A 19,133-nucleotide genomic window follows, 5' to 3' on the forward strand; every position below is an offset into this window, starting at 1 on the left:
CTTCTAACTTCTAACTTCGTACTTCATACTTTTTAAAAATACTTCCCAAAGGAAAAAACCGTAAACAGTGAGGTACTCGATACCGAGCAGCCAGGGATTTTCTCCGAACCCGTCCGCTCCGTAAGCTGAATAACTCAGCATGATCACCGCGCTCCAGACCAGGGGGAAACGATATCGCGTAAAAACGGACAGCACAACCAGTGTACCAATATACCAGGGGTGTATAGTGGTGGAGAGGAAAAAATAAAAACTCAGGGCCAGCAGCATTCCGGTTATGAGTGGAATGGTTTCCCTGTTCCTCCGGAAAAAGGCCAGGAGCAGGATAAACCCTGTGATGATAAAAGGCGTGACCTTTCCTACGGAATGAATAATATTATAGCCCTTTACCCGAAATCCGATCTCCCGGATGAGGTAGTAAATACTGCCGTTAAACTCAAAATTCACAAACCACAGCCTGGTGGTCTGCATATAGTGATCGACGAGCTCTCCGGAGATAAAAGGGAGGAAAAGAACAAGTACCACTGCGCAAACCGCTATTCCATACAATATCGCTTTTTTCCATCCCAGTTTTTGCAGGACAAGGGGCACGAGCATTAACGGAATGAGCTTAACGGAGACGGACAGGGCCATGATCACGGCAGACGCGGCCCATTTTCCCGAATGTAGCAGATATAAGCTCCATATAAGAAAAAACAGCATCATGCCTTCAAAATGCAGGTTTCCCGTAAATTCTATAATAATAAGCGGGTTGAGGAGGTAGTAAAAGATATAATGTTCGGGGAGTTTTAATGCGGTAAGCAACTTTCTTCCAAAATACCATGTCCCCGCATCGGCGAGCACAATGAGAAGCCGCATCGCTATCACCGGGCCGAGGACGCCATTTCCGCCCAAAGCAGAAGCGATCAGAAAGCAGAGCTGATTTACCGGCGGGTAATTGGTGTAATGCCGTGCGCTGAGGTTGCCCATGCCCTCGTGCAGTTCCCGGGCATTGGCGATCGGCAATGCAGGGTCTGTGACCAGGTCGTCAGGCAGGTGGAGATAGGGGTTAAGCCCGTTTAATGATAACTGCCCGTCCCAGATAAAGCGATAAAAATCCTGGGAAAGATTGGGGATGGACAGTATAAAAACAACCCGGAACACCAGCGCCAGGGCCGAAAGAAAGCCCATGTTCCCTTTCTCGAGAGCAATGACCTTTGTATAAAGAAAAAATAACGCCCCGTAGAGCGTTATCAGTTTTATAAAATCGGTGCGTACCAGCTGGTAGGCAAAACTTGCATAAAGTACAATACAACCAAGGGCAATTAAAACAGGAAATTTGTGATATTTCCAGTAGTTTGCGATCAAGCCTTGGAGGTTAATGATTTAAAGAATACAAATCCGAAACCGAGGAACAGCATTAAGTGAAACGGAAACAGCCCGTAATCGTTCAACGGAATGGCACTGTACATTCCGAAGAGGAAATAAAAAGCCAATAAGGCTTCCAGCAGGGTATTGGGGGACAGTTTTTCGCGCAGGTATTTATTTCCTTTCCAACTGTCCGCAAGGTTTTTGATATTGAATTTCGGGGTCCGTACAAATTCGCTCCTTTTGCCCATATGTCCCTCCAGTACTGCTACGGAATTGTGCAGGGAAAAGCCCATGGCCACGGAGAAAAAAGTAAAGAACATTTTAATGTAGTCTATAAAATTGTCAAGCCCGCTGCCCTGTATGTTCTTGTAGGTAAACCAGTAGCAAATGAAAAGTATGATGGTGCTGACAATAAAGAAGCTGGTCACTTCGAAGATCCAGTCCATATGGCCGAAAGTATTTTTGATGTACAGCATGGGAATACTGAGCAGGGCTACGATAAATACGCACAGGAACATGGAACTGTTAAGCAGGTGGAGCACGCCGTGCAGTTTGGTCTTGAAGGGAATATTCTTGGCGGTCAGGACACTGGTCACTGTCTTCCTGAAGTTTTCAGCCCCTCCTTTGTTCCAGCGGAATTGTTGCGAACGGGCCGCGCTGATGACCACCGGGAGTTCCGCAGGGGTCTCCACATCTTCCAGGTACTTGAATTTCCAGTTTTTGAGCTGTGCCCGGTAGCTGAGGTCCAGGTCTTCGGTAAGGGTGTCTCCTTCCCAGTTCCCGGCATCGATAATACATTCTTTCCGCCAGATACCGGCTGTGCCATTAAAATTAATAAAGTGTCCTTTGCTGTTCCGGCCCACCTGCTCCAGGGTAAAGTGGGCATCGAGGGCAAAGGCCTGTATTTTGGTGAGAAGTGAATAATCGCGGTTGAGGTGGCCCCAGCGGGTTTGTACCACTCCGATCTCGGGATCCTTGAAATAAATGACAGTCTTCTTCAGCCAGTCGCTTGCCGGGAGAAAATCGGCATCGAAAATGGCGATGAACTCTCCTTTGGCTATTTTCAGGCCTTCTTTCAGTGCCCCGGCCTTAAATCCCTGGCGGTTTTCCCTTCGGATATGCTGAATGTCCAGCCCTTTTGCCCGGAGTTCTGCGATCTGTTTGGCAGTTTCAGTCACCGATTCGTCTGTGGAGTCATCGAGGACCTGTATCTCCAGTTTGTTTTTCGGGTATTCTATCCCCGAAATATTGTCTAAAAGCCGTTCTACTACATACTCTTCGTTGTAGATTGGCAACTGTATGGTGACATATGGGATCTCCCTGGGATCCAGTAAATTAAATTTCGGGGCTTCATTATCCTTGCGTTTGTGGCTGAGGTAGTTGACAAGCAGGTTCAACTGTGCCAGGCTATAAAAGAAAATAAGTAACAAAGCTATAGTGTATATAGCGATGAGAATATAAGAAATTGCTAAAACCATCTAATTTATTTTAAACTGTATTTAAAGATCCAACCCAAAATTTTTACGGCGGCAAATATAGTACCTTTTACGGTTCCCGAAACTTTTGAGACGCCAATTCTCTTTCTGTAACGGACTGGAACTTCAGTGTATACAAGTTTCCTTTTTATGGTCTTCAGTTGCATTTCCACTGTCCACCCATAGGTTTTGTCCGTCATTCCCAGCATTTTGAGCTTGTCGTACTTCATAGCCCGGAACGGTCCCAGGTCCGTAAAAGTAGCATTGAAAAAAAGCCGCATCAAAAACGTGGCCAGCCAGTTACCGAAGATCTGTTGCGGGGTCATGGAATGTTTTTCCCTGAGGTGTTTTGCCCTTGCTCCTATGACCAGGTCAACGTCATCTTCAATAATTGGTGCTACTATTTTTGTCAATTCCCCGGGGTAGTCAGAGTAATCGCCGTCAATAAATACGATGATATCGGGTGGTTTGGATGTTTTGTCTATGTAATTTATACCTTTAAGGCATGCATAGCCATATCCTTTGCGGTGTTCTGTGAGTACGGTGGCGCCCGCTTTACCGGCTTCTGCTTCGGTATTGTCCGTGGAATTATTATTTACCACAATGATCTCGTCCACTATGGGTGGGATTTCTTCAACGACCCTTGCGATGGACTTTTCCTCGTTGAATGCGGGAATAATGACCTTAATGGTTTTGCAGATAGGTAACACTAGAGGTTAAGCTGTTTTATTAACCTTTTAAATAAAAGGATCATGTTGGGTTCTGCCCTGGCGGCCGTGGCAATGATATCTGCCACATTCACCGGGGCCAGGTTGTCCGGGTCGCATTCGTCCGTGAGTACGGATACGGCAACCACGGGGAGTTTCAGGTGATTGGCCACGATCACTTCCGGTACGGTGCTCATGCCAACCGCATCGGCGCCGATGATCTTCAGGTAGCGATATTCTGCTTTGGTCTCCAGTTGAGGGCCTGCTACCGAAGCATATACACCTTTTCTCAGGACGATGTTGTTTTTCGCTGCAATATCCTCCAGCATTTTTCTCATGGAAACATCATAAGGCTCGCTCATGTCAACAAAGCGCTCACCGAATTCCGCCACATTCTTAAAGGCAAGGGGAGAACCGCCCTGGAGGTTGATGTGGTCTTCGATAAGCATGATCTCCCCCTTTTTGAATTGCAGGTTAATGGCACCGCCCGCATTGGAGATCAGCAACCGCTTTATACCGAGTTCGTGCATTACCCTGACAGGATAGGTAACACCCGTAAGGCCATATCCTTCATACAGGTGAAACCGTCCCTGCATGACCACTACTTTCCGGCCTTCTATTTCTCCGTAAATAAGTTTGCCGGAATGAAATTCCACAGTGGCCAGGGGAAAGAAAGGGATATGATTGTAATAGGCCGTTACGGGATTTTGAATTTCGCCTGCCAGTTTTCCCAGTCCCGTGCCGAGAACAATGCCTATTTCAGGTTTAAGGAAACCCTTTTCCTGCAGGTAAGCTACGGATTCGTTAAGGTCTTTTTGGGTCATATTTTTTGTTTGGGTAAAATTGTTTTTTTGTCTTTTTAATCTTAATGGGGTATAACCGTAGAGACGTACGACCGTACGTCTCTACTCCTTTCGGCCCCCTGATTTATGACTTTTTATCAAATTATCAAATACCGGGTTGTTTTTAATATCTTCATAGGTGTCTATATCGTTTAACGTTTCCAGCAGATGGATATTTTTGCCCTTCAGGTCATCCAGGGTGTCTTTCAGTACCGTATCTGTGCTCCATCTTTTGTTCCGGAAGAGTTCGGGGTTCATGGTTCTGAGGCCTATAAGATAGTATCCGCCATCTTCCGCAGGGCCTATTACCGCATCGTGGGAACCGAGGGCTTCGAGAGCTTCTTCGAGATGTTTTTGGCTGAGTTCGTAAATATCGCTTCCGATAAGGGTTACTTTTTTATACCCTTCCTCAAATGCAGTCAGAAAGGCATTTTCCATCCGTTGCCCCAGGTCGGTGCCGTGTTGCAGTCTTTTGGCATACCGGTCTGTCGGCCATAGGTCGTCTTTGGCAATGGTGTCGGAATAATATACGGTTTTGTCCGTTTGCAGGTTTTGCGTAATGTCCCTGGTGTGGTTCAGCAAGAAGGTGTAAACATCGAGTGCGGCCGATTCCCCGACGGTCTTTGCCAGGCGGGTCTTTACTTTTCCCGGCTCCGGATTTCGGGTAAAAATGATCAGTAAATGGTCTTTCATAGAATGGTTGTCGCTGTTTTCTCGTTTGATGTGGGGCCTGTCTTTATATTCGGGGTAATTAACAGGAAAGTTACAAAAAATAAAAAACCCGCCTTTCGTTATCCGGGCGGGTTTTTGTGCTAAAATCGGGATTGTTTGTATTCCGACGCAGGATTTTGCGTCTCTACTTCAAATTTCGTACTTCAGCCTTCGTGCTTTTATTGCTCTGCTTTTTCTTTGGTCTCATCAACCGTTTTCTTTACGGCATCGTCTACAGCTTTGTCAACGTCTTCAGCCGTTTCTTTGGCTTTGGCCTTAACGCTGTCTATGACCTCTTCGCCTTTTTCCTTTAACGTGTCCGCTGCTTCCTTGGTTTCGTCCCAGGCGTCTTCAGCTTTTTCTCCGGCTGTATCCAATGCATCTTCAGCCTTGTTTCCGGCTTCGTCCAGGGTTTCTTCTATCTGCTCTCCGGCCTCATCGGTTTTTTTCTTGGTGTCCCTGCACGAAGTGAGGGTAATGGCGAACGCAGCTAATAAAACCGTGCTTAAAAATACTTTTTTCATAATCTGAGTTTTTACGTGTTAATAATGGAAAAGTGAGACAAAATGTTTTTTCTGCAACTTTTCTTTCATTACATGTTATAATAATGTACGTATAAACTCCAGTATTTGGATGACAGCCCCCTTGTTTTTTTTGATATACCCGGCATTGATCTGCCCTGTTTCTTTTCTAAAGGGCTCATTTTTAGTGAGCTTAAGAAATGCGTCGTAAAGTTGTTCTTTGCCGGATACCGATAGAGTTCCACCCAGGGCAACCAGTTCATTCGCTTCCTTAAACCTGGAATAATGCTTCCCGATGATCACAGGGATACCGAACACAGCCGGTTCCAGAATATTGTGAAGCCCGGTAGAGCCCATGCCTCCGCCTACATAGGCCATGTCGGCATAGCTGTATATCCTGGTGAGGATACCGATGGTATCTGCGATAAGGACGTCATATTCGCTTAGGTTTTTCCCTTCTCTTTCCGAATAGAGAGCAACCTTTTTCCGGATAGATCTTTTGAGCTCCTCGTTGTGTGACGGTTTTATGTGGTGTGGTGCGAGAACGAATTTAGTGTCCGTGTTATTTTGGTTTATAAGGTGAGTGAGGAGCTCCTCGTCCTCGGGCCAGGTGCTTCCTGCAACGAAGCAGGGCCTGTTGTCCCTGAATGCTTCCATAAAATCCAGGGAATTGTCCCTGAGGAGTATTTCCGATACCCGGTCCAGCCTGGTGTCCCCGCTTACGGTAACCTGTTCAATGCCCGCATTGTTCAGTAGGGTCTTTGACTGCTCATCCTGCACAAAGAAACGGGTGAATGTCCGTAACGATCGCCGCATAAACCCGCCGTAGGGTTTGAAGAACAACTGGTTTTTACGGAATATGGCCGAGATAAGTATGGTGTTTATCCCTCTTTTCTTCAATGCATGGAGGTAATTGGGCCAGAATTCATATTTCACAAAAACGGCCAGTTCCGGTTGTACGATATCCAGGAACTTCTTTACCTTGCTTTTGGTGTCGAGCGGCAGATAGGTGATGATATCTGCTGTTTTGCTGTTTTTTTTGACTTCGTAGCCGGAAGGGGAAAAAAAGGTGACCAGTATTTTATGTTCCGGGAACCCGGCTTTTACCTTTTCTATAACGGGCAGGCCCTGTTCAAATTCGCCCAGTGAGGCCGTATGGAACCAGATGACCCTGTCTCCCGGGGCGATCTGTTGTTTCAGGGCGGTAAAGACCATTTTTCTTCCGTTGACAAAAAGCCCTGTTTTTTTGTGGAACAGGGCAATGACCTTCAGGAGCAGGCCGGCCAGGGACACCAGGATGTTGTATATAAAAAGCATCATTTGATCACCGGAATTGGATGAACGGTATTTTGTGCCGTTCATTTGCCGCTAAAATACATTTCTTTCCGCAAATGCACCCGCTAAAACCGAATTTTTGACCGCAGAGAAAATCATTCCCGTTTCATTGGCAGTCGTCCCTTTATTTTGTATTATTGTTTGGTTTTTTAATTCATGTTTTTTCAGCCTTAAATACACCTGAATCTGATGATTAACAGGGAACGGGAGAGGTAAAATTGCCTTTATGCTCCGGCAGGTGTATGGACGGCTTGTAATTTAAATACAGAACATAGTGAAAAAGATACAGATGGTTGACCTCAAGGGTCAGTACGAATCGATCAAGGATACCGTTAACCGGTCCATGGCAGAGGTTATAGGCTCTACGGCCTTTATCAATGGTCCGGAAGTACATGCATTTCAGAAGGAACTGGAAGAATATCTGGGCGTAAAGCATGTCATTCCGTGTGCCAACGGTACGGATGCGCTTCAGATAGCCATGATGGGACTGGGGCTGGAACCCGGGGATGAAGTGATCACAGCCGACTTTACTTTTGCAGCAACTGCCGAGGTCATAGCCCTTTTAAAGCTAAGCCCGGTGCTTGTAGATGTAGAACCCGATACTTTTAATATCGACCCCGAAGCCCTGCGAAAAGCCATTACCCCGAGGACCAAAGCCATTGTTCCCGTGCACTTGTTCGGGCAGTGCGCCAATATGGACGCCATCATGCAAATTGCCCGGGAGCACGGCCTCTATGTCATAGAAGACAATGCACAGGGTATCGGGGCTACCTATACCTTTAAGGATGGTACCAAAGTAAAGACAGGTGCCATAGGCGATGTGTCCGCTACATCGTTCTTCCCGTCCAAAAACCTGGGTTGTTATGGCGATGGCGGGGCAATATTTACCAATAACGACGATCTGGCACACATCATAAGGGGTGTCGTAAACCACGGGATGTATAAACGCTATCACCACGACGTGGTAGGGGTGAATTCCCGCCTGGACTCCATACAGGCCGCCGTGCTCAGGGCCAAACTTCCTTTGCTGGATACCTATAATCAAAAGCGAAAAGAAGCCGCTGCAAAATATACAAAAGCATTTGAAGGAGAAGAAAAGATAGTTACCCCCGTTCTGGTCGGGGAAGAAGACTCTCATGTATATCACCAGTATACTTTAAAGGTAAAGGATACGGACAGGGACGCACTGGGGCGTTTTTTAAATGAAAATGAAATACCCTGCGGAATATATTATCCCATCCCCTTGCACAGGCAGAAGGCATATGTCGATGAGCGGTACAAGGATGAAGAATTCGGAGTGACCAATCAACTGTGCGAAGAAGTCATATCGCTTCCCATGCACACGGAGCTCGATGACGAACAGATTGAATACATTACATCCAAAGTAAAAGAATTTATAAACCAATAAATATGTCAATGTGCCAATTTGATAATGCGATGCACTGAAAACAGTATAATTAGCTCGTTATTAAATGGACTCATTGGCTGATTGAAAACATGAAAAAGAAAATTTTAGTAACAGGAGGTCTGGGGTTCATAGGGTCTCATACCGTGGTAGAGCTTCAGAATGAAGGATTTGAAGTGGTGATCATCGACAATTTATCCAATTCCTCTCTGGATGTGCTCGAAGGTATAACCCGTATCACCGGGAAAACCCCGCAATTTGAAAAAATGGACCTGCGCGACAAGCCAAAGGTAAAGGAATTTTTTGCAAAGCATTCCGATGTGGAAGGTGTGATCCACTTTGCCGCCTCCAAGGCCGTAGGAGAAAGCGTAGAAAAACCCCTGTTGTATTACGAAAACAACATCAATACCCTGGTATATATCCTGCAGGAGCTCAGTGAAAGGGGAGAAGCCAGTTTTATATTCAGTTCTTCCTGTACTGTTTACGGACAGGCGGACGAACTGCCGATCACCGAGGACGCCCCGGTAAAAACGGCAGAGTCTCCCTATGGGAACACCAAGCAGATAGGAGAGGAGATCATTGCCGATACCTGTAAGGTGCACGAAAGGTTAAAAGCCATTTCGCTCAGGTATTTTAACCCCATTGGAGCACATCCTTCGGTAGAGATAGGAGAGCTGCCCCTTGGTGTACCGCAGAACCTGGTGCCCTTCATTACCCAGACCGGCGCAGGAGTACGCGAACAACTCTCTGTTTTCGGAGGAGATTATCCCACACCGGACGGCACAGGAATACGCGACTACATCCATGTGGTAGACCTGGCCAGGGCCCATGTTGTGGCGTTAAAGCGCCTGCTTAAAGGAGATAACAAATCTAACTACGAGGTGTTCAATGTGGGTACAGGAAAAGGAAGTTCCGTGCTGGAGGTGATAAACAGCTTCGAAAAAGTATCCGGCGAAAAACTCAATTACAAGATCGTGGACCGGCGACCGGGTGATATTACCGCAGCCTTTGCCGATACCACCAGGGCCAACACCGAACTGGGGTGGAAAGCACAGTCCACACTCGATGAAGCCATGCGTTCCGCCTGGGCATGGGAAAAGAAGATAAGAAGCTGATGTTGCTGACCAGTGATCGGTGTTCGGTAATTAGTGTGTCAGTTGACATTTGTCACCGATTACCGAATACCGATTACCAGCCACCGATACTGACCAAAATAATTATAACAATGAGAAAACTACTATTTTACGCCACATTTTTCGGTGTGGTATCACTCCAGGCACAACAAACCTATTTGCACTGCGGAAAAATTATCGATACGGATAAAGGAAAGGTCCTTACAGAAAAGACCCTGGTGATTTCCGACGGTAAAATACAGCAGGTGAACAACGGCTATACAAGTCCCGGGAATGGAGAAGACACCGTGATCGATCTGAAAGACAAAACCGTACTGCCCGGGTTTGTGGACATGCATGTTCATTTAGAAAGTGAAACCAATCCCAAACGCTATATGGCCAGGTATACCGACAATGAGGCCGATGTGGCTTTTCAGTCTGTCGTGTATGCCAAAAAGACTTTAATGGCGGGTTTCACTACGGTACGTGATCTCGGGGGAAGTGGGGTAAACACAGCTTTGAGAAATGCCATCAATAAAGGATATGTCGTAGGCCCCAGGATATTTTCGGCAGGAAAGTCCATTGCTACAACCGGGGGGCATGCCGATCCCACCAACGGCAGCCGTAAAGCACTTATGGGAGATCCGGGCCCGAAAGAAGGAGTTGTAAATTCTCCCGAAGAAGCCCGTAAAGCCGTAAGGCAACGCTATAAGAACGGAGCCGATGTCATAAAAATAACCGCTACCGGCGGAGTGCTGAGCGTAGCCAAAAGCGGCCGGAATCCCCAGTTTTTTCTGGATGAGATCAAAGCCATTACCGAGACAGCAGCCGATTATGGCATGCTGGTAGCTGCCCACGCACATGGCGATCGCGGAATGCAACGCGCCATTCTAGGAGGGGTGAAGACCATAGAGCATGGTACCTTTATGAGTGAAGAGACCATGGAGCTCATGAAAAAGCACAACGCCTATTACGTACCTACTATTACAGCCGGGAAGGAAGTGGCCGAAAAAGCGGAAGTCGAAGGGTATTACCCGGAACTGGTGGTGCCCAAGGCAAAAGAAGTAGGGCCTCAGATCCAGGGCACTTTTGCAAAGGCTTATAAAAAGGGTGTAAATATTGTTTTCGGTACGGATGCCGGGGTGTTCAAACACGGTGAAAATGCCCGGGAATTCCAGTATATGGTTGAAGCCGGAATGCCCGAAATGGAAGCCATACGTTCCGCTACCGTAACCCCTGCAATATTGCTGGACATGCAGCATAAGACCGGTCAGCTCAAAGAAGGTTTCCTGGCAGACATTATTGCCGTGAACGAAGATCCGACCCAAAACATAAAAACACTTCAAAACGTAGTGTTCGTGATGAAGGGAGGGGTAGTCCATAAAAACGAAGATACAGCGCCGTAAAAGGAAGATATAACAATTGTCATCCAGCCGCGTTATATGGTTCCGGGCTATTGGTGTTCGACATTACAGGTTGCAAGTTAGAAGTTGAATTAAACCCTGAACCTGCAACCTGTAACCTGCAACATCAAATGCTAGGTCTCAACGCTCTGTTTAAGATACGTTCGCCCTGGTTGTATCCCGTACAAACTATAAATTGCATACATAATTATTGTTGTGGTTCCTCAGGTAAAAAATATTTCGTCCTTGCTGGCACGTGCCAGTGAGGAACATTTGTTGGAGAAGTTGGTGTTGCAGCTCTGTAAAGATTTTCAGGCAGCCAATATTTTCGTGGACATAGAACCCGACATTTCGCCGGGACAACTCAAAAGGACCCTGCACGAAACGGTCTTCTTTCTCATGCGCGACAGATTTAACGATTACCTTAGCCTGTTGTATATCATTGATGTTTCCGAAGAAGAGGTAAAACGTATACAGACCGTAGACACGGTAGAGATCTCCGAAGAAGTCACCTTCCTGATCCTGAAAAGGGAATGGCAGAAAGTCTGGTTCAAGAACAAGGTTTAAAGGTCGAAAACGGGAGTAATGTAACGAGTTGGCAGCTTTTAACCTTTCCGGTATCGGAACCATTACTAAATATCAGGCACACTGACACACCGAATACCAAACACCAATCGCAAGGAATCCCACAAAAAGGAAGGATATAGTTAGTACGGCTGTGTTTTTGTTCGTGCTTGTTAAAATCTTGCCAATGGCATATATAAATGTAGAGAAACTTTAATATCATGTATTTGAAATATTGTACTTTTGAAAAAAATTTGTCATAACGAGACTGTTGAAAAAGATAATATGGACAAGTATTCGTTTTTGAATGCTGCGCATACAGCATTTTTTGCTGACCTGTACGATCAGTATTTACAGAATCCCGACAGCGTGGAACCCAGCTGGAGGGCTTTTTTTCAAGGATTCGATTTTGGAATGGAAAGTGCCGGTCCCGGTGATTTTCCTTCTCAAAATGGTAGTCCTGTTGCCGTTTCTGCTGCAAATGGCGCAACCGGCACGTCACAGGGAGAGGTAGAAATTCCCGAGATTGTCGTTAAAGAATTCCGGGTAGTAAAGCTCATTGATGCTTACAGGAGCCGCGGACACCTGTTTACACGGACCAACCCGGTGCGTGAACGCAGGCAATACAGGCCTACGCTCGAGAAGGAAAATTTCGGCCTCACCGATGCCGATCTCGATATCAAATTCAAGGCCGGGGAGATTCTCGGCATTGGTTCCCAGACCCTGCGGGAGATCATCCGGCACCTCAAAAATATTTATTGCGCTTCCATTGGAGTGGAATATATGTATATCCGGCAGCCGGAAGAAGTAGATTGGATACAGAGCAGGCTTAATGTCAATGACAACCATCCTTCGTTTAGCGCTGATGAGAAAAAACACATTCTTCGGAAGCTGAACGATGCCATTTCTTTCGAAGGCTTTTTGCATACCAAGTATGTGGGACAAAAACGATTTTCCCTGGAAGGGGGAGAATCCCTGATCCCTGCCCTGGATGCCATTGTCGATAAAGCCGCAGATGCCGGGGTAAAACAGTTTGTCATGGGAATGGCACACCGTGGAAGGCTGAACGTACTTACCAATATCTTCGGAAAATCCGCAAAAGATATTTTTAGTGAATTCGACGGAAAAGATTACGAGATCCCGGCTTTTGACGGGGACGTAAAATATCACCTGGGATGGACCTCTGAACGGAAGACCAAGTCGGGCAAGGAGATTAATATGAACATCGTGCCCAACCCCTCACACCTGGAAACCGTGGGAGCTGTGGTCGAAGGGATTACCAGGTCCAAACAAGACAAACATTATGCAGACGACTTCTCCAGGGTACTACCCATTGTAGTACACGGAGACGCTGCAATTGCAGGACAGGGAATTGCCTATGAAGTGGTGCAGATGGCCAGGCTGGACGGCTACGGTACAGGAGGAACCATACATATAGTGGTGAACAACCAGATAGGCTTTACCACCAATTATCTCGATGCGCGTTCGTCCATCTATTGTACGGATGTCGGCAAGGTAACCCTGTCGCCCGTACTCCATGTAAATGCCGACGATGTAGAGGCAGTGGTGCATGCATCCATGTTTGCCCTCGATTTCAGAATGACCTTTAAGCGGGATGTTTTTATCGACTTGCTGGGGTACAGGAAGTATGGTCATAATGAGGGAGATGAGCCCAAGTTTACCCAGCCCAAACTGTACAAGGCCATAGCCAAGCATAAAAATGCAAGGGATATCTATGCCGAAAAACTGATAGCCGAAGGCATAATAGATAAGGATTATATAAGCAAGCTCGAAGCGGGTTACAAATCCCAGCTCGAAGAAGAACTCGAAGATTCCCGCAAAGAAAATACAACGAGGATAACCCCCTTTATGCAGGACGAATGGAAAGGGTTTGACCTTGTGAGGGAAGATGAGATGCTAAAACCGGTAGACACTAAATATTCCGAAGAGAAACTTACCGAGATCGCAAAGGTCATCACGAAATTGCCAGAGAGCAAAAAATTCCTGAGGAAGATAGAAAGGCTTATAGGAGACCGGCACAAAATGTTTTTCGAAACCGATACGCTCGATTGGGCCATGGGCGAACTACTCGCCTACGGAACCCTGCTCGATGAAGGTTTTGACGTGAGAATGAGCGGACAGGATGTGGAAAGGGGAACCTTCTCGCACCGCCATGCCGTGCTGAAAGTGGAAGACAGCGAAGAAGAAGTGGTGTTGCTGAACCATCTGAACGACCAGCAGGGGAAATTCTATATTTACAATTCCCTGCTCTCCGAATACGGGGTTGTTGGGTTCGATTACGGCTATGCTATGGCCAATCCGAATACCCTTACCATCTGGGAAGCCCAGTTTGGAGACTTCAGCAACGGAGCACAGATCATGATAGACCAGTACATCTCTGCTGCCGAAGACAAATGGAAAATACAGAACGGATTGGTAATGCTGTTACCACACGGTTACGAAGGGCAGGGCGCAGAACATTCCTCCGCACGTATGGAGCGGTACCTTCAGCTATGTGCCAAAGACAATATGTTTGTAGCAGATTGTACTACCCCGGCGAACTTTTACCACCTGCTGCGCAGACAGATGAAAGTCAATTACAGGAAGCCGCTTATTGTGTTTACCCCCAAGAGCCTCCTGCGCCATCCCAAGGCGGTGTCTAAAATAAGCGACCTTGCCGACGGAGGTTTCCAGCCGGTAATAGACGACGGGGCAGTGAAAGCCAAAGAAGTGAAATCTGTGGTGTTCTGTACCGGTAAGTTCTATTACGACCTGCTGGATGCCAGGGAGAAAAAAGGTAAGGAAAAAGAAGTGGCCCTGGTAAGGCTGGAACAACTCTTCCCGCTACCGGCCGATGAGATAAATAAAGTGATAAAGAAGTATAAAGATGCTGAAGAAGTGGTCTGGGCACAGGAAGAACCCCGAAACATGGGAGCCTGGAGCCATTTGCTGATGCACCTGGATGGAGCCAGGGAATTCCGGGTATGTTCCAGAAGATTCTATTCGTCTCCGGCAGCGGGAAGTGCCGTGAGGTCCAGAAAGCGACATGAAGAGGTGATAGAATACGTTTTTGATAAAACCAAGGATAACAATATCATGGATTACCGTACCAAGAATGGCGGTTACGGACATTAAAAATAACGTCTCAAACGTGTAACAGGATTGATAGATATAAAATTTAAGAATACGACCAAATAAAATTATAGCACAATGATTTTAGAAATGAAAGTTCCTTCGCCGGGGGAATCTATTACAGAAGTAGAAATAGCCGAATGGCTGGTTTCTGACGGGGATTATGTAGAGAAAGACCAGGCCATTGCGGAAGTGGATTCAGATAAAGCAACCCTGGAGCTTCCTGCCGAAGCCAGTGGTGTCATTACCCTGAAGGCAGAAGAAGGCGATGCGGTTGCCGTAGGCGAAGTGGTTTGCCTTATAGATACCGGTGCAGCCAAGCCAGAAGGAGCTGCGGCAGAAGAAAAGCCGGAAGAAAAGAAAGAAGAGGCTCCGAAAGAAGAACCCAGGCCCGCTACACAAACTGCACAACCGGAGAAGAAAGAAACCTATGCCACAGGTACGGCATCTCCTGCAGCTAAGAAAATACTGGACGAAAAAGGGGTTTCAGCAAGCGAGGTCAAAGGAACCGGAAAAGATGGCCGTATTACTAAAGACGATGCTGTTAAAGCAGTACCTTCAATGGGGACACCCGGCCCCGGAAGCAGGGGACAGGAACGCAAGAAACTTTCCATGCTTCGAAGAAAAGTGGCAGAGCGCCTCGTTTCTGCAAAGAACGAAACAGCCATGCTCACCACGTTCAACGAAGTGAATATGACCCCCGTATTTAAGCTCAGAAGCCAATACAAGGAAGAATTCAAAACCAGGCACGGAGTAAGCCTCGGGTTTATGAGCTTCTTTACTAAAGCTGTGGTAAGAGCATTGCAAATGTATCCCGACGTAAATTCTATGATCGATGGCGATTACAAGATAAGCTATGATTTCTGTGATATTTCCGTAGCGGTATCCGGCCCGAAAGGACTTATGGTGCCCGTTGTTCGAAATGCGGAAAATCTCAGTTTCAGAGGGATAGAATCCGAAATAAAACGCCTGGCCATCCGTGCGCGTGACGGACAGATCACCGTGGACGAAATGACCGGAGGTACCTTTACCATTTCCAATGGGGGAGTTTTCGGAAGTATGCTGTCCACCCCGATCATCAATCCGCCGCAATCAGGCATCCTGGGCATGCACAATATTATTGAACGTCCCATAGCTGTTGACGGGAAAGTGGAGATACATCCCATGATGTACGTGGCACTGTCCTATGACCACAGGATTATAGATGGAAAAGAATCCGTAGGTTTCCTCGTGGCTATAAAAGAAGCCCTGGAGAGCCCGGAAGAGCTGCTTATGGACGGAAATGCCAAAAAGGCATTGGAATTGTAAAAAATATCCTCCTGGTAGAGACGCACGGCCGTGCGTCTCTACCAGGATTTTATAAAATTATAATGCAGCAACTGCCTTCGCGGCAGCCTCAACGGTTTTCTTGCTGTTCCCTGCAAATACTTCCCCGTTAACCAGGATCACCGGCCGTTTCAGGAAGGTGTAATGTTCCAGTATCAATTGTTTATAATCGTCTTCCGTAAGGTTCTCGGAGGCGAGATTTCTCTCCTTATACAATTTTGCCCTCCTGCTGAAAAGGCTTTCGTAAGAACCGGACAGGGCCTTCATTTCCCCCAGTTGTTTCACCGTGATGGGCTCCGATTTTATATCCTGGAGCACAAAAGTGCCCGGTAGTTGAAGCTGTTTGATGATACGTTTACAGGTATCGCAGGTACTCAGGTGATATACTTTGTTCATAAGCATTGATTTTTAGAAGGTGACCCATAAAATTTTGATCGCGCAGAAATTTACCTTGTGTTTTGCACAAAAGTAACCATAACTTTATAATAAAACCAGGAGGCGAAAATACTTTGAAATAGTTAGCTTTGGAGAAAAATAAGCTATGAGCGACAAACAGTTTGATATTTTAGAAAGTACCAGAAACCTGGTCATTAATGCCATAGAGGGCCTGTCTCTGGAACAGATAAACAAGATCCCCGAAGGGTTTAACAATAATATAGCCTGGAATTTTGCCCACCTGGTGGTGTCCCAGCAGATCTTGTGCTATAAACTCTCAGGCCTGCCCTGCAATGTTGACCAGGGGACCATGGACCGGTTTAAAAAAGGCACGGCCCCGGACCCGGAAAGACCGATGACCATAGAAGAACTGAATGGCTTCAGGGAAAAATTTCTCGGCAATGTTGTAAAATTCAGGGAAGACTACGAAAAAGGCCTTTTTAAGGAGTTCCATACCTATACTACAAGCATGAACGTCACCCTAGCGGACATACACAGTGCCATAGCCTACAACAATATGCACGAAGGCCTGCACCTGGGGTACATCCTGGCACTTAAGCGGGCTATAGGATAGCCAGGTATTGTTTAACTTCCTCCAGGGGGATTTCCAGCGTTTTTCCGCCTTCGGCATACGAACTGATGTCGTAGGCGTTGTAGTGCAGGATAACATTGTCTCTGGTAAAACCTATGTTTTCCGGAAGTTCGTAGGTATCGTCCTCAAACCAGAAACCCGTGCTGTTTATATTGGTATTCTGCGGGATCTTTTCTTGTAGCCTGAACCGTTGCTCCGCAATTTTCTTAAAGCCATTGAGATCGGTGAACAGGTCGGTGTTGAGGTATTCCTTTCCCGTTTCCGGGTTGAAGTTGAGATAGGTTAAACTGGAATAGCCGTGAGCCCCACCGGTGTACATAAAGGCAGAAAACGCTATGCTGTGCAGTTTTTCACCTTTGAAGAGCACTTCGCCCTGGATGTCCGCTTCATATCCGAAGGCAAAGTCCGGTTGCATTTCCTTGTCTTTGAGATATTCATTCTTAAAGTTTTCTACGGCTTTTTCTATGGTTTTTTCCTTTTTGGCATCCGGGTCTATAATAAAATAGCTGATCACCTTGTCATCGATCATGCTATTGATCTTCTGTGCTGCATCGGTAGAGGCCGTTGCGGTAGGGAAATTCACTTTGACCTTGGCGCATGGGCTGTTTTCGCAATCTCCGGAATCGGTGACGATCTTGTGAGGGGTATATGACAATTCATCGGTGTTGACACAACCTGCCAGGAAGAGCACTGTGATCAGGGAGAGAAATCGCATGGTGGAATTAAAATTTTTCACGTTCATTTTATCCGGTTGAATAATTAGAAACTTTTTCGTTGGATTATCGGTTTGTATTCAGTGTTTTCAGGTGTTTTAAGCATTTTTTTGCTACAAGAACCGTAAATACGGAATAATCAGCTAAAGATACTTCTTTATTGCGAATAGGAAAAAGTAAATGGCTATTTTTGTGTAACGCATCAGGACCAGATGCCGGAGATTTGTTTTAGCTGTCATCTCCTGTTTTGAGGAGTGGAGAACCCTCAACGGTTTTGGCATAAACATTAGTATATATGAAATTCAATACCAAAACAATTCACGGAGGGCAGGAATACGACAAGGCCTATGGAGCCGTAATGCCCCCCATATACCAAACCTCTACATACGCACAAACCACTCCCGGGGGGCACAAAGGGTATGAATATTCCAGGACGCACAATCCTACCAGGACCGCACTGGAAAATTCCCTGGCCAGTATAGAAAACGGAAAATACGGCCTGGCATTCGGAAGCGGCCTGGCGGCCATAGATGCTATTCTCAAACTCCTGAAACCGGGGGATGAGGTGCTTTCTACCAATGATCTTTATGGGGGAACATACCGGCTTTTTACGAAAGTTTATGAAGATTTCGGTATAAAGTTCAGGTTTGTAGGCATGGAGAATGCTGATAATCTGGAAGAACATATATCGTCTGCAACAAAACTCATCTGGGTAGAAACCCCGACCAATCCCATGATGAACATTGTAGATATCGAAAAGGTTTCGGCCATAGCGAAAAAGAACGATCTCCTGCTGGCTGTGGATAATACTTTTGCCACTCCGTATTTACAACAGCCGCTGGACCTCGGTGCCGATATTGTAATGCATTCGGCCACCAAGTATCTCGGCGGGCACAGTGACGTGGTGATGGGTGCCCTGGTGGTCAATGACAGGGAGCTGGCAGATAAACTCTATTTTATTCAGAATGCCAGCGGAGCCATTTGCGGCCCTATGGACAGTTTTCTCGTGTTAAGGGGCATTAAAACACTGCATATAAGAATGCAGAGGCATTGTGAAAATGGCAGGAAGGTAGCCCTTTTCCTCACTGAACATCCCCGGGTGGAAAAAGTATACTGGCCGGGACTGGAGGACCACCCCAATCACGATATTGCCAAAAAGCAGATGCGCGATTTCGGCGGAATGGTCTCTTTTGTAACCAGGGGAAATGATTTTGACAAGGCTATTCGCATGGTGGAAAACCTCAAGGTGTTTACATTGGCCGAATCCCTCGGCGGTGTAGAATCCCTGGCAGGGCACCCGGCGAGCATGACCCATGCCAGCATACCGAAAGAAGAAAGGGAGCGGTCAGGGGTCGTTGATTCACTGATCCGCCTTAGTGTGGGGATCGAGGATATAGAAGACCTCATCGAAGACCTGCGCCGGGCACTCGATTAAGACTTGTTATTAATTTAAAAAAATAAAGGTGATTTTTTGCCTATATCGTATATTTGCGCCATTATTTTGAGGATTTTC

The 19,133-nt window shown here is 46.5% G+C and carries 17 protein-coding genes; 8 read left to right on the forward strand and 9 right to left on the reverse strand.

What is annotated here, in order from left to right; translation table 11 throughout:
• Nucleotides 1–3: 3 nt before the first annotated feature.
• The 7 genes from KN811_RS12790 to KN811_RS12820 all read right to left on the reverse strand — a co-directional run bounded on the left by KN811_RS12790 (nt 4) and on the right by KN811_RS12820 (nt 6,923).
• Nucleotides 4–1,344 carry an MptA/MptB family glycosyltransferase gene (locus tag KN811_RS12790; protein WP_187963537.1) on the reverse strand — a complete coding sequence of 447 codons (1,341 nt, stop codon included), beginning with the start codon at nt 1,342–1,344 and terminating at the stop codon, nt 4–6.
• Nucleotides 1,341–2,825: a cellulose synthase family protein gene (locus KN811_RS12795; protein WP_187963538.1), complete on the reverse strand. Its 1,485-nt coding sequence runs from the start codon at nt 2,823–2,825 to the stop codon at nt 1,341–1,343. Before KN811_RS12795 ends, KN811_RS12790 begins: the two co-directional genes overlap by 4 nt.
• Before the next feature lie 5 nt (nt 2,826–2,830).
• A complete protein-coding gene (locus tag KN811_RS12800) occupies nt 2,831–3,532 on the reverse strand; it encodes a glycosyltransferase family 2 protein (RefSeq protein ID WP_425596664.1) in 702 nt (233 codons plus the stop codon).
• Nucleotides 3,532–4,353, reverse strand: coding sequence for a purine-nucleoside phosphorylase (locus KN811_RS12805; protein WP_187963539.1), 822 nt, complete (start codon nt 4,351–4,353; stop codon nt 3,532–3,534). The genes KN811_RS12800 and KN811_RS12805 overlap by 1 nt, the downstream gene beginning before the upstream one ends.
• Nucleotides 4,354–4,434: 81 nt before the next feature.
• Nucleotides 4,435–5,064 carry a TIGR04282 family arsenosugar biosynthesis glycosyltransferase gene (locus KN811_RS12810; protein ID WP_187963540.1) on the reverse strand — a complete coding sequence of 210 codons (630 nt, stop codon included), beginning with the start codon at nt 5,062–5,064 and terminating at the stop codon, nt 4,435–4,437.
• A gap of 197 nt (nt 5,065–5,261) precedes the next feature.
• Nucleotides 5,262–5,606, reverse strand: coding sequence for a hypothetical protein (locus KN811_RS12815; RefSeq protein WP_187963541.1), 345 nt, complete (start codon nt 5,604–5,606; stop codon nt 5,262–5,264).
• Between the two features lie 75 nt (nt 5,607–5,681).
• On the reverse strand, nt 5,682–6,923 hold the full coding sequence (locus KN811_RS12820) for a 3-deoxy-D-manno-octulosonic acid transferase (RefSeq protein ID WP_345725255.1): 1,242 nt from the start codon (nt 6,921–6,923) through the stop codon (nt 5,682–5,684).
• A gap of 289 nt (nt 6,924–7,212) precedes the next feature.
• On the opposite strand from KN811_RS12820, the gene KN811_RS12825 reads away from it, so the two are divergent.
• The 6 genes from KN811_RS12825 (at nt 7,213) to odhB (ending at nt 15,862) form a co-directional block, all read left to right on the forward strand.
• Complete coding sequence (locus KN811_RS12825; protein ID WP_187963542.1) at nt 7,213–8,346, forward strand: aminotransferase class I/II-fold pyridoxal phosphate-dependent enzyme; 1,134 nt, start codon at nt 7,213–7,215, stop codon at nt 8,344–8,346.
• Between the two features lie 89 nt (nt 8,347–8,435).
• Nucleotides 8,436–9,458 (forward strand): UDP-glucose 4-epimerase GalE, encoded by a 1,023-nt coding sequence (gene galE / locus KN811_RS12830; RefSeq protein ID WP_187963543.1) that lies wholly within the window; start codon nt 8,436–8,438, stop codon nt 9,456–9,458.
• Nucleotides 9,459–9,568: 110 nt separating this feature from the next.
• Complete coding sequence (locus KN811_RS12835; RefSeq protein ID WP_187963544.1) at nt 9,569–10,861, forward strand: metal-dependent hydrolase family protein; 1,293 nt, start codon at nt 9,569–9,571, stop codon at nt 10,859–10,861.
• Nucleotides 10,862–11,104: 243 nt separating this feature from the next.
• Nucleotides 11,105–11,425, forward strand: coding sequence for a hypothetical protein (locus KN811_RS12840; protein WP_223129333.1), 321 nt, complete (start codon nt 11,105–11,107; stop codon nt 11,423–11,425).
• A gap of 282 nt (nt 11,426–11,707) precedes the next feature.
• Nucleotides 11,708–14,557 carry a 2-oxoglutarate dehydrogenase E1 component gene (locus KN811_RS12845; protein WP_187963702.1) on the forward strand — a complete coding sequence of 950 codons (2,850 nt, stop codon included), beginning with the start codon at nt 11,708–11,710 and terminating at the stop codon, nt 14,555–14,557.
• A 75-nt stretch (nt 14,558–14,632) separates the two neighbouring features.
• Complete coding sequence (gene odhB / locus KN811_RS12850; RefSeq protein ID WP_187963546.1) at nt 14,633–15,862, forward strand: 2-oxoglutarate dehydrogenase complex dihydrolipoyllysine-residue succinyltransferase; 1,230 nt, start codon at nt 14,633–14,635, stop codon at nt 15,860–15,862.
• A gap of 57 nt (nt 15,863–15,919) precedes the next feature.
• Here odhB and KN811_RS12855 read toward each other — a convergent pair whose 3' ends face one another.
• A complete protein-coding gene (locus KN811_RS12855) occupies nt 15,920–16,276 on the reverse strand; it encodes an arsenate reductase family protein (protein ID WP_187963547.1) in 357 nt (118 codons plus the stop codon).
• Nucleotides 16,277–16,421: 145 nt separating this feature from the next.
• Between KN811_RS12855 and KN811_RS12860 the strand changes: the two genes are divergently transcribed.
• Complete coding sequence (locus KN811_RS12860; protein WP_187963548.1) at nt 16,422–16,889, forward strand: DinB family protein; 468 nt, start codon at nt 16,422–16,424, stop codon at nt 16,887–16,889.
• Here the strand turns inward: KN811_RS12860 and KN811_RS12865 are convergent.
• Nucleotides 16,879–17,649 (reverse strand): DUF3298 and DUF4163 domain-containing protein, encoded by a 771-nt coding sequence (locus tag KN811_RS12865; protein WP_187963549.1) that lies wholly within the window; start codon nt 17,647–17,649, stop codon nt 16,879–16,881. The two genes, KN811_RS12860 and KN811_RS12865, sit on opposite strands and share 11 nt — an antisense overlap.
• A 266-nt stretch (nt 17,650–17,915) precedes the next feature.
• Between KN811_RS12865 and KN811_RS12870 the strand changes: the two genes are divergently transcribed.
• Complete coding sequence (locus KN811_RS12870; RefSeq protein ID WP_187963550.1) at nt 17,916–19,055, forward strand: cystathionine gamma-synthase; 1,140 nt, start codon at nt 17,916–17,918, stop codon at nt 19,053–19,055.
• Nucleotides 19,056–19,133 lie beyond the last annotated feature (78 nt).

The sequence above is a fragment of the Sinomicrobium weinanense genome, from assembly GCF_018863395.1.
Lineage (GTDB): Bacteria > Bacteroidota > Bacteroidia > Flavobacteriales > Flavobacteriaceae > Sinomicrobium > Sinomicrobium weinanense.

Excerpts from the sequence above, each read along its gene's own strand:
- KN811_RS12795 (WP_187963538.1), bottom strand. The coding sequence starts at position 2,825 with ATGGTTTTAGCAATTTCTTATATTCTCATCGCTATATACACTATAGCT.
- KN811_RS12805 (WP_187963539.1), bottom strand. The coding sequence starts at position 4,353 with ATGACCCAAAAAGACCTTAACGAATCCGTAGCTTACCTGCAGGAAAAG.
- KN811_RS12810 (WP_187963540.1), bottom strand. The coding sequence starts at position 5,064 with ATGAAAGACCATTTACTGATCATTTTTACCCGAAATCCGGAGCCGGGA.
- KN811_RS12815 (WP_187963541.1), bottom strand. The coding sequence starts at position 5,606 with ATGAAAAAAGTATTTTTAAGCACGGTTTTATTAGCTGCGTTCGCCATT.
- KN811_RS12820 (WP_345725255.1), bottom strand. The coding sequence starts at position 6,923 with ATGATGCTTTTTATATACAACATCCTGGTGTCCCTGGCCGGCCTGCTC.
- galE (WP_187963543.1), top strand. The coding sequence starts at position 8,436 with ATGAAAAAGAAAATTTTAGTAACAGGAGGTCTGGGGTTCATAGGGTCT.
- KN811_RS12835 (WP_187963544.1), top strand. The coding sequence starts at position 9,569 with ATGAGAAAACTACTATTTTACGCCACATTTTTCGGTGTGGTATCACTC.
- KN811_RS12845 (WP_187963702.1), top strand. The coding sequence starts at position 11,708 with ATGGACAAGTATTCGTTTTTGAATGCTGCGCATACAGCATTTTTTGCT.
- odhB (WP_187963546.1), top strand. The coding sequence starts at position 14,633 with ATGATTTTAGAAATGAAAGTTCCTTCGCCGGGGGAATCTATTACAGAA.
- KN811_RS12855 (WP_187963547.1), bottom strand. The coding sequence starts at position 16,276 with ATGAACAAAGTATATCACCTGAGTACCTGCGATACCTGTAAACGTATC.
- KN811_RS12860 (WP_187963548.1), top strand. The coding sequence starts at position 16,422 with ATGAGCGACAAACAGTTTGATATTTTAGAAAGTACCAGAAACCTGGTC.
- KN811_RS12865 (WP_187963549.1), bottom strand. The coding sequence starts at position 17,649 with ATGAACGTGAAAAATTTTAATTCCACCATGCGATTTCTCTCCCTGATC.
- KN811_RS12870 (WP_187963550.1), top strand. The coding sequence starts at position 17,916 with ATGAAATTCAATACCAAAACAATTCACGGAGGGCAGGAATACGACAAG.